We start from the raw sequence: 12099 nt of genomic DNA on the forward strand, positions 1-12099 counted from the left end.
GCGGCGCGGTTTGGCACCTCGATGTCGGCCCATCGCATCCTGGGGCTGGAGCAGGTCCCAAGGGTTCGGCTGTTCGCCGATTAAAGCGGTACGCGAGCTGGGTTTAAAACGTCGTGAGACAGTTTGGTCCCTATCTGCCGTGGGCGTAGGACACTTGAGAGGAGCTGCCCATAGTACGAGAGGACCTGGGTGGACGTACCTCTGGTGCTCCGGTTGTCCTGCCAAGGGCATAGCCGGGTAGCCATGTACGGAACGGATAACCGCTGAAAGCATCTAAGCGGGAAGCCGGCCTCAAGACTAGGTGTCCCGGGCCGCAAGGCCCCTAAAGACCCCTTGTAGACCACGAGGTTGATAGGCCGGGTGTGGAAGCCGAGCAATCGGCGGAGCTAACCGGTACTAATAGGTCGTGCGGCTTGACCATACTTCTAAGGCAAACATCGAAGCGTCGCGCCCGGAGTTCGGGTGACGAGCAGCGTGACACAGCTGGCCCAGCGTAGAGCGCCGCGAGGAGCGGGCTCCGCAGGGTTCCGATTGGACGCACCCACAAGTTTCCGGTGGTGATATCGAGAAGGTCACACCCGATCCCATACCGAACTCGGAAGTTAAGCTTCTTGGAGCCGATGGTACTGCCAGGGCAACCTGGTGGGAGAGTAGGACGCCGCCGGGATTTTCTTCGAACCTGCGCACGGTGAGAGCCGTGCGCAGGTTTTTTTTTGTCATTTTGCTTCGAACTCGAGACTCGTTCGCGGCATCTTCGCGGCGCCGAGGTCACCTCGGGGCTTCGTTGGCGCTGTTTCTCGCCAGCGCGGCGCGGTGACCACCCCCACGATCTTTTGTCCCGACGTGCACCAGGAGCCTGTGAGGGCTTTTGTCTTGTTGTGTGGCTTGAATTTTCGCTGGCCTCAGCTCTGGGCGTTCGCGCTACGTGCGGCGCCGCCCGCCGTACGAGAAAAAGAGCCAGCGCAGGTAGGGGCACGAGGGCCGGCGGGGGACAGCGGCGCGAGATCGAGATGACGCTGCGAGTTTCTTCCGGCCGCCAGGCGTTGCTACCCTAGGGGAACCTTGGGATTCAAGCGCAGGAGAATCGCTGCGGTCGCCGGGGGGGCCCTCTGTGGCGGGCTCGTCGTCGGATTCGCCCCTTTTGTGCGCTACCAGGCCGAGCAGGCTGCTGTTCGGTACGGGGCATCGCTGTCGATCGACCAGGTTCGGCCCACCTGGAGCGGCGTCTCCCTGAAGGGGGTGGACGTCCAGCTGCGCGGGGCGCCGAGCATCTCCATCCGCCTGGAGGAGGTCGCCGTCGCGCTGGGCGTCTCGGGACGGCGCGTGACGATGCGCGGGGGGACGGTGTCCGCCGTCGGCCCGCGCGAGACCATCCTCCACGAGCTCGAGACCTGGCGGGCCGGGCAGCCGGCAGGACGTACCGGTACCGCGACGAGCGAGGGGGGCGGTAGCACCGAGCTGGAGGGCTTGCGGCTCGTCTGGACCGATCGGGCGGAGTCACCCGGGGAGAGCCTGTCGGCCGACAACGTGCACCTCTCGCGTGCGGGAGGGCGGACAGCCATCGCCGCGCGCGAAGCGATCCTGTCCCTGGGACGCGCCGCCTTCTCGGTCCGGCAAGGCCGGCTGGTGCTCGCCCTGGAGCAGGGGCGGTATCAGGTGAGCGAGCTCTCGGCCGACTCCATCGACGCGAACGTGGCGCTTCCGGAGGTGACCCCTGAACCTCAGGTCGTGCCTGAGCAGAGCGGGCGCACCCAGCCGGCACAGCTGACGAGGACTGCCGAGCACAGCGACGGGGCCGAGGCGGGGCGGAACCGAGGGGCTGCGGTTCGAGAAGCCCTCCTGCGGGTGGCGCAGGGGATCGATCTGGCGCTCGGCAAGGATGCGAAGGTCGACGTTGCAGGCGTCACCGCGCGCCTCCGGCGCGACGCCGATCACCTCAACCTGGGACCAGGCCACCTCGCCGTGCGGCGCGAGGCAGGCTCGCTCGTGGTGGAGCTCTCGCCTGGAGAGGCAGCGATCGCGACCGTCGGCGCCGACGCCCAGCAGGCGCTCACCTTTCGCCTTCGCGTGCCGCTCAGCGACGCGAAAGAGATCCCGCAGGAGATCGTCGCCGACGTGCAGGGCGGACCCATCTGGCTCTCCACCCTCGGCCTCCATGAAGGGGACATGGGGCTGTTTGATGTGGCGCGGACGTCGATCGTCAGCCGCGCGCGGGTCGTCCTCTCGGCCGACGGCCAGACGCTTGGCGTCGACGGCGAAGGAAGGCTGAAAAACCTCTCCCTGCGGAGCGCGGCCCTGGCAGACGAGCCCATCGCAGGCCTCGATCTGGCATGGCGAGCGAAGGCGAACGGCAAGCTCGACGGGTCCAAGCTCGTCGCCGAGGACGCCGAGGTCGACCTCGGTGCGCTGAGGCTGATCGCGCGCGGCGAATACGAGCACGCCGGGAACTCACACCGGGTCCGCGGCACCTTCGAGGTGCCTCTCTCGGCTTGCCAGTCGATGCTGGATTCGGTGCCCAAAGGGATCGTGGCGAAGCTCCACGGCATGAGGCTCGCCGGCTCGTTCGGAATCGAAGGGAAACTCCGGTTCGATACCGCGAACCTCGACCGGAATTTTTTGCTTGACTGGGGCATCTCCAACACCTGCCGCGTGACGGAGATGCCGCCGGAGCTCAGCGTCGATCGCTTCAAGCGCGCGTTCCGGCGCCTGGTTTACGGGCCCGGCGGCAAGCGCGTCGACATCGAGTCCGGGCCAGGGACCCCGGAGTGGGTCCCCTACGAAGACATCTCCCGCTTCATGGAGGTCGCCGTGCTGACGACGGAGGACGGCGCTTTCCACCGGCACCACGGGTTCGACGAGGAAGCCATCAAGAACTCGATCCGCGAGAACCTCCGGAAGAGGAGGTTCGTGCGGGGTGCGAGCACCGTCAGCATGCAGCTCGCCAAGAACCTCTACCTCGAGCGGACCAAGAGCGTGGCGCGCAAGCTCCAGGAAACCCTGCTCACCATGTACCTCGAGCAGGAGCTCACCAAGGAGCAGATCATGGAGCTCTACCTGAACGCGGTGGAGTTCGGGCCGCTGGTCTACGGCATCGGCGCTGCCGCGCGGCACTACTTCAATGCGTCGGCGGCGCAGCTCTCGCTCGGACAGGCGCTGTACATCGCGTCGATCCTGCCAAACCCGAGCGTGCAGCACTTCGATGCGAACGGCGAGGTGACGCCTGCCTGGAGCGGGTACCTGCGCAAGCTCATGCAGATCGCGCACAGGCGCCAGAGGATCTCCGACGAGGAGCTGGAGAAGGGGCTCCAGGAGGTCGTGGTGCGAGGCTCCCCTGCGCCTCATCTGGCGCCCCGTCAGCCCTCCGAGGACGGCGGCGAAGCCGGCGAGGAGAGATCGGGAGAGGACGAGGGCGGCGCCTGGGCGGCGCCTTGACGCCCGGACGCGCGGGCCGAGCTGTCAGCGCTTCGACGCGGCGGTCCGGAGCTTCGCGAAGAACGCGCGGAGCACGCCGGCGCACTCGTCGGCGAGCACGCCCGACGTGACCGCGAAGCGATGGTTGAGCCGGTTGTCGCGTCCGATCGCGAAGAGCGTGTCGACCGCTCCCGCCTTCGGGTCCGGGCAGCCGTAAACGAGCCGCGCAATCCTGGCATTGACGAGCGCGCCCGCGCACATGGGGCACGGCTCGAGCGTCGCGTAGACGGTCGCCCCTTCGAGCCGCCAATGACCGAGCTGCCTGGCCGCCGTTCGCAGCGCGTCCACCTCGGCGTGGCCGGTCGGATCCTGATCGACCTCGCGACGGTTTCGACCGCGCGCCAGCACTGTCCCCGCAGCATCGACGATGAGCGCCCCCACGGGGACGTCACCGGCACCTGCCGCAGCCTCGGCCTCCGCGAGCGCCTCGCGCATCCACAGCACGTCGAGGCTCGCTGTGTCCTCCGGCTGTGCCACAGGGGAGAGGAGCAATTCCGCTCCGTCATCCATGACATCCATGAGGGGCTCAGGACCTTTTACACGACCGATCAGGCGCGCCCAGGAAGATTCGAACTTCCGACCCCCGGCTTCGTAGGCCGATGCTCTATCCAGCTGAGCTATGGGCGCTCTGGTGAAGACAGTGCAAGACGTGGCTACGCCACCGCACTCCCGCGTCGCGCTCGGTTGCGCGAAGTGAGTGCCGGCGTTTATACGCCCCTGAGCGAGCTGTCAAAGGAAAAGTGATCGAAGCCTGAGGGCGTCTGCTCGGATGCGCGGCGTTTGCGGCCGAGGCCGTTGCGAAGTTCGCTTCTTCGTCGCGCCCTCGTGCCTCGCGCCTTGGCGACTCCCCCCGGAATGAATGGCCGAGCCTTCTCGCCCGTAAAGGCTGGTCCCATCCGCAAGGCTGAGCCGCCGCAGGGCGAAGCAGGCGAGCGGAGCGCGCCATGCCTGCGACGCGCGAAGCCGGCGGAGGGCAACAAGCGCAGGACAAAAACAGGGCGCGCGGCGACTCCGTCACGGAATGGCCGCGCGCTTTCACACGCTCTCGAAGGGCAAGCGAAGCTCTGAAAGCGCACCACGAGATGAGCAGGCCAAGCTGACGAAACGGAAAGAAGCCGTAAGCCAAGCAGCAGCGGCGCCATGGACGAGGCGGGATGGCGCCAGCTGAACGACCAAGCACAAGCTAGTGAGGCCCGTTACGAGGGGAGGAGGACCGAGACACGCTGCAGCCCACAGCGCAGAACACGGTCAATTCCGCCTGGAGCAGCCTCTGTGCCATCTCGCGGCCTCTTTCTCGGCGCCTCCCCGCGCGCGCATGCGTCCCGCGGAATACTCACGTTTCGCCGCGGTTTCTTCGGGTGTCGTGGATCCCGTGTCCGACGAGGTGCTCGGGCAGCGGTGTCGCGTGCCATGCCGTGCTTCGCAATCTTTGCGGACCGAGAGCGCCGGCCAGCGCGCCCCATGACGCGTCGCGCTGTCGAGCGCCACGCGAGCGCCTATCGGGGGCCGCCGAAGAGGTGGTCGTGCGGAGCGTCGGCATGACAGCGCTTGCAGAGAGGCAGAGCGCCGCGGTGGGTGGAGGTGCCCTGGGGCGTGAGGACGAGGTACTCCCAGTTGCCGCCGTCGGGGTCGTAGCCAGCCGGTCGCTTCACCATGGCCAGCAGCGTGTCCGGCTCCGATGCGCCCGCCCGGTAGTGGAACTCGACCACGGCCGCGCCCGAGGGGAGAATGCGATCCGGACCAAGCTGCGGGTAGGGCGCAGCCGCCGCGTTGATCCTCACCTCCGCCTCCATCTCACCGGTGAAGTGCTGGGAGCGAGCTCGACCCGTGACGGGCTGGAAGCTCGCGAGCTGCCCGGCGAGCTCCCACGCCGAGGGCGCCGCGGCCGGAGGTGCAGCGGGCGCTGCAGCCGACGCGCGGGCCTCGGGGATGGCGCTGGAGCCGCGTCCGATCCACTCCTCCGTGGTCCCCGCGACGGGAGCGCGGGACGGGGACGGCGGGGGCGGTGTACAGCCGAGCGGCAGGGGGGGCCACCCGGAGCAGAACCGCGCCTCCGTCGAGAGCGTCATCGAGGCGAGCGACGCCGCAGCGAGCGCGCACCACGCAGAGAGGCGGGTTCGGGACCGCACCGGTCGAGATGCTACACTGCCCGGATGTACCTGGCCTCTTCCAGGCGAGGCCGCGCGTGGCGCGCCCTCTTGGCCGCCACGCTGGTGTCGCTGTCGGGCGCCGCGCTGCTGGGAGGCGCCCCGCATGCAGCCGCCGAGGAGGCGTCCCGCCGCGCCTGGCTGGGCGTGGAGCTGGAGCCAGGGCCGGCCGGGGGGGTGGTCGCGAAGCACGTCATCACCAGCTCGCCGGCGGCCAAGGCGGGCATCGTGGACGGAGACCAGGTCATCGCGGCGGACGGCGTCCAGATCGACGAGCCAAAGCAGCTCGTCGCGCGTGTCGCGCTCGCGGGGCCTGGAAACGTGGTGAACCTCCGGATCCGGCGCGGCGGACGAGAGCGAGACGTCGCGCCGACGCTGGTGCCGTTCCCCGGGCACGATCAGATCCTTCGCCTCGACAAGATCGGCACGTTCGCGCCAGCCTGGAAGTCGCTCACCACCGTCGGAGGGACCGTCCCGGCGAACATCGGGACCCTGCGCGGAAACGTGGTGCTGCTCGATTTCTGGGCGACCTGGTGCGCGCCGTGCCGCTTGATGGCCCCGCAGCTCTCGGCATGGCACGCGGCGTACGCCGCGCAGGGGCTGCGGGTCGTGGGCGTGACGACCGACGACGTGAGCGTCGCGACGAAGACGGCGCAGGCCCTCTCGATGCGCTACGCGGTCGCGGCGGACGCGTCGGAGTCGATGTCCGCGGCGTACGGCGTCAAGGCGCTCCCCACGATGTTCGTGATCGACAAGAAGGGCGTCATCCGGGACGTGGTGGTCGGGTACGACCCGACCCGGCACGCCGAGGTCGAGAAGCTCCTCAAGGCGCTGCTCGCGGAGCCAGCGCCCGCGCCGTAGCCGCCGCGGGGCCGCGCGGGCTGGACCGGTACGCTCTCCATGCTCCTCTCCATCGACGAGTTCCTCTGGGCGCTGCGCCGCGACGGCTTCGCTGTCTCGACGGCGCAGGCCATCGATGTCGCGCGCGCGTGCGCCCTCGTCGGGTTCGGCGACCGCGGGACGCTGCGCGACGCCATCGGCGCGGTGGTCGTCGAGCGCGCCGCCGATCTCCGCCGGTACGGCGCCTGCTTCGACCGCTTCTTCTCCCCCACGGGCGCGCACGTCGGCGATCTGTGGGGGCGCCTGCGAGAGCGAGGGTTCTCGGATGGGGAGCTCTCCGCGCTGCGCGATCTGCTGAGCGCGGCGGCGGAGAGGAGCGGCGCCTCGGGCGACGCGATCGCGTTCCAGGCGCTCGCTGGGACCGCAGGGGAGCTCGACCGAGCGCTCCAGGCGGCCGGGATCGCGCGCGTGCTCGCGCCGATGACGAGCTCGCTCCAGGTCGGGTTCTTCGCGCAGCGGGTGATGGATCAGCTCGGGGTGCCGGCCGTCGCCAGCGCGCTGCGGCGGATCCGGAGCGCGCTCGAGGAGGCGCTCGGCGACGAGCGGGGGAGGGCGCTCGCTGAGGCGCTCGCCGCCGAGCTGGAGCGGATGCGGCACCGCGTGCGCGAGCACGTGACGCTGTCGCTCCGGCGCTTCGAGGGCGAAGAGCCAGCTGCCCAGGGCCGCATGGATGTGCCGTTCGCCTCGCTCGGCGAGGGCGAGATGGAGGACGTGCGCCGCGCCGTGAAGGAGCTGTCCGAGCGGCTCCGGGGCGCCGAGCGGCTCCGCAGGCGCCGCGCGCGGCGGGGGAGGATCGATCCTCACCGGACGCTGCGGCGCAGTCTCCAGACCGGCGGTGTGCCGTTCCAGCCGGCGCGGCGGGCGAGGCGGCGCGACAAGCCGCGCCTGATGATCCTGTGCGACGTGTCGGACTCGGTCCGCGTCGCCGCGCGGTTCATGCTCGAGTTCGTCTGCGCGGCGCAGGAGCTCTTCGACCGGACGCGATCGTTCGTCTTCGTGAGCGAGCTCGCCGAGACAACCGAGCTCTTCGAGGCGTTGCCGGCGAGCTCGGCGCTCGAGCGGATTCAGCGCGGCGAGGTGGTGAGCCGGGCGCACAACTCGAATTACGGGCGCGCCCTGCTGGCCTTCGAGGAGCGACACGGGCGTGACGTGGACCGGCGGGTGACCCTCGTGATCCTGGGCGACGGGCGCACGAACTACTTCGCGGACGAGGCGGAGGTCGTGAGGAGGCTCCGTGACCGGGCGCGGGCGCTCCTGTGGCTGTGCCCCGAGGGGCCGGGCGCCTGGGGGACGGGAGACAGCGCGATGCCGCGCTACGCCGCCGCGTCGACGAAGGTGTTGGTCGCCCGGACCGCGCGGGAGCTCGAATCGGCGGCGCGAGAGGTGGTCGCCCGGCGCGCTTAGGGCTATGGGTCGCGCCATGTCGCTCGATCAGAAGCTGCGGGATCTCACGGCGCGCATCGAGAAGGGAGGCGCGCAGAAGTACCACGACAAGAACGCGGAACAGGGCAAGCTGTTCGCGCGGCAACGCGTCGCGCTGCTCGTCGATGAAGGCAGCTTCATCGAGGACGCGGCGCTCGCCAACGCGCTGGATCCCGAGCTGCCGGCCGACGGCGTCATCACGGGCACCGGGACGGTGGGCGGGCGCCCCGTGTGCGTGATGGCGAACGACTCGACGGTGAAGGCCGGCTCGTGGGGGCGCCGCACCGTCGAGAAGATCCTGCGCGTGCAGGAGACAGCGCGGCGCCTCCGGTGCCCGCTGCTCTACCTCGTCGACTCCGCCGGGGCGCGCATCACGGACCAGATCGAGATGTTCCCCGGGCGGCGCGGCGCGGGCCGGATCTTCTACAACCAGGTCGAGCTGAGCGGCCTCGTCCCGCAGATCTGCCTGCTGTTCGGCCCGTCGGCGGCGGGGGGCGCCTACATCCCGGCGTTCTGCGACGTCGTGTGCATGGTCGAGAGCAACGCGAGCATGTACCTGGGCTCTCCGCGGATGGCGGAGATGGTGATCGGCGAGAAGGTCACGCTCGAAGAGCTCGGCGGAGCGCGCATGCACTGCTCGGTCTCGGGGTGCGGCGACGTCCTCGTGAAGACCGAGGAGGAGGCGATCGCCTTCGCGAAGCGCTACCTCGCGCTGATGCCGCAGAGCTCGGCCGAGGCCGCGCCCCGCGTCGAGCCGAGGCCGGAGAAGCCAGCGCAGCGGCCGCTCGAGGACGTGATCCCCGCCGACGAGAACAAGCCGTTCGACATCATGGCCGTGATCGACGCGATCATCGACGAGGGCAGCTTCGTCGAGATCAAGAAGCTCTATGCGCGAGAGATCGTCACCGGGCTGGCGCGCGTCGAGGGACGCGCGGTCGGCATCGTCGCGAACCAGCCGAAATACAAGGGCGGCGTGCTGTTCGTGGACTCGGCCGACAAGGCGGCGCGGTTCATCTGGCTGTGCGACGCCTTCAACATCCCGCTCCTGTACCTCGCCGACGTGCCCGGCTTCATGATCGGGACCGTCGTCGAGAGGCAGGGGATCATCCGGGCCGGGGCGAAGATGATCGCCGCGGTGAGCGAGGCGAGCGTGCCGAAGCTGTCCGTTGTCGTGCGCAAGGCGTACGGCGCCGGGCTCTACGCGATGTGCGGGCCGGCGTTCGCGCCCGACGAGTGCATCGCCCTGCCCTCGGCCTCGATCGCGGTGATGGGGCCGAGCGCCGCGGTGAACGCCGTCTACTTCAACAAGATCCAGGCGATCCCGGCGGGGCCCGAGCGCGAGGCGCTCGTCCAGAAGCTGCGCGACGAGTACCGGGCCGACGTCGATCTCGAGAAGCTCGCGAGCGAGCTCGTGATCGACGCGATCATCCCGACGGCGAACCTCCGCCGCGAGGTGGCGCGCCGCTTCGAGCGGTACGCCGGCAAGGTCGAGGAGAGGCCGCGAAAGAAGCACCTCGTGCCGCCGGTGTGAGCGGCCCGCGGCGCGCTTCGGAGAGCGCGCGGCGAGGGCGGCGCCCTTCGAGACCTCGGCCGCGCGCGGACGTGGTGTAGACTCGCGGCGTGCTCGCTCGCAGGTTTCCGCTCTCCATCGCGCTGCTCGGCCTCGCTCTCGCGGCGGGTGACGCGCGCGCCGACGTCTCCGCCCCGGCGATGGCGCGCCTGCTCAGCTCGCGCCTGGGTCGGCACCCGCTCGCCGATCCGCGCGGGCGCATCCCCGTGCTGGTGCCGCTGCCGGCCGGCGCCGACGCGCGAGCGCTCGGGCTGCTCCCGGTCGCGCCGGGCTTCGGGACCATCCGGCTCGCGCCGGGCGACGTCGGCGCCTTCTCCGCCGCGCACCCGGAGCTCAAGCTGCTCACAGGACCGCCGCGGCGGCCCCTGCTGGATCGGTCCAAGGGGTGGATCCGCGTCGAGCCGTACAGGAAGGCCACCGGCGCGGACGGCAAGGGGGTGGTCGTCGGCGTCGTCGATACCGGCCTCGACGTGACCCACCCAGATTTTCGAGACAAGGACGGCAAGACACGGATCCGCTGGATGCTGCAGGCCGGAGGCCCGAGGGGGCTGCACGCAGCGCTCGAACACGCCTACGGGTGCGATGATCCGGACCAGTCGGCGTGCGCAATCTTCTCCGACGCCGACATCGACGCGATGCTCGCGAAGAGCAAGCCCGACATCCTCCGTGATATCGCGGGGCACGGCACGCACGTGGCCTCCATCGCCGCAGGCAACGGCGGGCCGATGGTCTCGGAGCGGCCGCGGTACGTCGGCGTGGCGCCCGCCGCGACGCTGATCATCGCCGCGCCCGCGCGGCCCGGCGAGGGCTTCGACGATCCGGACATCCTCAAGGCGGTGCAGTTCATCTTCGACCGCGCCGAGGAGCTGAACATGCCGGCGGTCGTCAACCTGAGCGTCGGGAGCGATTTCGGGCCCCACGACGGGACGAGCCCGCTCGAGGCGGGGCTCGCCGCGATGGTCGGCAGCGCTCATCCGGGGCGGGCGATCGTCGTCGCCGCCGGCAACAGCGGCGCGATGTACGAGATCGACGGCGAAGGACCGCTCGGGATCCACACCGAAGCCCACGTGTCGGCGCACGCCGAGACGCGCGTGCCCATCCGCACGCCGAGCGCGGAGCGCGGCGAAGGATACGTCTGGATCACCTTCCGGCCCGGGGACGAGGTGTCGGTCGGCCTGGACGGGCCAGGCGGCGAGGCGTGGATCGGCCTGATCGAGCCCGGAGATGACGCCGGCTACACCGGCGATGACGGCGAGACGACCGGCGCGGTCATCAACCGGCTCGCGAACGGGAAGTCGCCCATCACCGCAGCGACGAACAGCGCCGTCGTGGCCTTCAGCGGGGCGTGGAAGGCGGGCGAGTTCGCGATCCGCCTGCGAGGCCAGGGGGACGCGCAGCTCTGGGTGACGGGGCTCGGCGACGTCTCGCCGTCGCACGATCTCGGGCTCCTGTTCCCGCGCGCCATCAAGCAAGGGACGATCAACGTGCCCGCGAGCCACCCTGGGCTGCTCGCCGTGGGGTGCACCATCAACCGCGTCCGCTGGCAGCCGCAGGGGAGCTCCACGAGCGTGCGCCTCACGAGCCTCGACGGCGTGGACATCGAAGAGGACAGCCCCTGCTACTTCAGCGCGGCTGGTCCCACGCCGTTCGGCGTGGCCAAGCCGGAGATCAGCGCGCCCGGCGGCCTGGTCGCGGCGGCCATGGCCAGCGGCGTCGACCCGCGCGAGGATCCCGGAGGGCTGTTCGATACGCCCGGGTGCCCCGGCGACGAGCCTTGCTTCGTCGTCGACGACTACCACGCGATCGCGTCAGGGTCGTCCATGGCTGCGCCGCAGGTCGCAGGGGCGATCGCGCTCCTCTTCCAGGTCAACCCGAACCTGACCCAGGCGGAGGTCACGGAGGCGCTCCAGGCAGGCGCGCGGTACCCGAGGGGCGCCGTGCCGCTCGACGCACAGCTCGGTCCCGGCGTGCTCGATCTCGAAGGCGCACGCCTCGCGCTCGAGGCCGCCGAGACCGGCGGGAACGAGCCGGCGCTCGACAAGAGCTGGTACGTCCTGTCGAGCACCTACGCGAGGCCCGACCCGTCGTGGCCGGTCTGGGGGACGATCGAGCTGCGACGCCCTGACGGCGCCCCGGTGAGGGGCGTCGACGGAAAGCTCACGGTCGCCGTCCGCGGCGGGGTGATGCACACGCCGCTCCGGGAGGTGCGCCGCGGGCTGTGGCAGTTCGCGGTCGCCGCGCCGCGCGGCTCCGGAGGGGCGACGCTGGCTGTCGACGTGCTCTACGGCGGCGCCTCGCTCGGCGCGCGCGAGCTCCCCGTCGGGAGCGACGTCTGGATGGCGAACGGAGAGATCGAGGCGACCAGCGGCGCGTGCACCTGGGCTGCGGCCGGCCCGGACCGCACGCCGCCGTCGAGCCGCGCCGCCTGGGGCTTCGCGAGCATCCTCGTGGCGGCGTCAGCGGCGCGCCGGCGGCGCCGCGGCTGAACACCCCTCGCGGCCTGCGCGCCCTTGCGCCGCCCAGGTGCGCGCCCGGCTGCAGTCCGGCGCCGTCCGTGTCACCGTGGCCGAGCGGCGGGGCGGGGTAGAG

General features: G+C 70.5%; 7 protein-coding genes, 1 tRNA gene and 2 rRNA genes (1 of these 10 cut by a window edge). 7 read left to right on the top strand and 3 right to left on the bottom strand.

The genetic code is table 11. The annotated features are described in order from the left end of the window. From WME79_RS14615 to WME79_RS14625, 3 genes are all read left to right on the top strand, one after another. A 23S ribosomal RNA gene (locus WME79_RS14615) occupies nt 1-421 on the top strand (it extends 2586 nt beyond the left edge of the window). Nucleotides 422-550: 129 nt separating this feature from the next. After that, nucleotides 551-667 (top strand): 5S ribosomal RNA (gene rrf, locus WME79_RS14620). A gap of 476 nt (nt 668-1143) precedes the next feature. Next, on the top strand, nt 1144-3432 hold the full coding sequence (locus WME79_RS14625) for a transglycosylase domain-containing protein (protein WP_437535464.1): 2289 nt from the start codon (nt 1144-1146) through the stop codon (nt 3430-3432). A gap of 24 nt (nt 3433-3456) precedes the next feature. Here WME79_RS14625 and tadA read toward each other — a convergent pair whose 3' ends face one another. The 3 genes from tadA to WME79_RS14640 all read right to left on the bottom strand — a co-directional run bounded on the left by tadA (nt 3457) and on the right by WME79_RS14640 (nt 5600). Beyond that, complete coding sequence (gene tadA, locus WME79_RS14630) at nt 3457-3981, bottom strand: tRNA adenosine(34) deaminase TadA (protein WP_437535466.1); 525 nt, start codon at nt 3979-3981, stop codon at nt 3457-3459. A gap of 43 nt (nt 3982-4024) precedes the next feature. Next, nucleotides 4025-4098: transfer RNA gene (locus WME79_RS14635), tRNA-Arg, on the bottom strand. Nucleotides 4099-4967: 869 nt separating this feature from the next. Further along, a complete protein-coding gene (locus tag WME79_RS14640) occupies nt 4968-5600 on the bottom strand; it encodes a hypothetical protein (RefSeq protein WP_437535469.1) in 633 nt (210 codons plus the stop codon). A 69-nt stretch (nt 5601-5669) separates the two neighbouring features. Here WME79_RS14640 and WME79_RS14645 point away from each other — a divergent pair, with 69 nt between their 5' ends. From WME79_RS14645 to WME79_RS14660, 4 genes are all read left to right on the top strand, one after another. Next, the gene (locus WME79_RS14645; protein WP_437535472.1) at nt 5670-6479 is read left to right on the top strand and encodes a redoxin domain-containing protein; all 810 of its coding nucleotides are present in this window, start codon (nt 5670-5672) and stop codon (nt 6477-6479) included. 39 nt (nt 6480-6518) lie between these two features. After that, on the top strand, nt 6519-7922 hold the full coding sequence (locus WME79_RS14650) for a VWA domain-containing protein (RefSeq protein ID WP_437535475.1): 1404 nt from the start codon (nt 6519-6521) through the stop codon (nt 7920-7922). Nucleotides 7923-7938: 16 nt separating this feature from the next. Then, complete coding sequence (locus WME79_RS14655; RefSeq protein WP_437535477.1) at nt 7939-9471, top strand: acyl-CoA carboxylase subunit beta; 1533 nt, start codon at nt 7939-7941, stop codon at nt 9469-9471. Nucleotides 9472-9560: 89 nt separating this feature from the next. Continuing rightward, entirely contained in the window at nt 9561-11996 is a 2436-nt protein-coding gene (locus tag WME79_RS14660) for a S8 family serine peptidase (RefSeq protein WP_437535480.1), read from the top strand. The last annotated feature ends 103 nt before the right edge of the window (nt 11997-12099 follow it).

This window comes from Sorangium sp. So ce726 (assembly GCF_051521405.1).
Lineage (GTDB): Bacteria > Myxococcota_A > Polyangia > Polyangiales > Polyangiaceae > Sorangium.

Coding starts and splice junctions, on each gene's coding strand:
- tadA (WP_437535466.1), bottom strand. CDS start 3,981: ATGGATGACGGAGCGGAATTGCTCCTCTCCCCTGTGGCACAGCCGGAG.
- WME79_RS14655 (WP_437535477.1), top strand. CDS start 7,939: ATGTCGCTCGATCAGAAGCTGCGGGATCTCACGGCGCGCATCGAGAAG.
- WME79_RS14650 (WP_437535475.1), top strand. CDS start 6,519: ATGCTCCTCTCCATCGACGAGTTCCTCTGGGCGCTGCGCCGCGACGGC.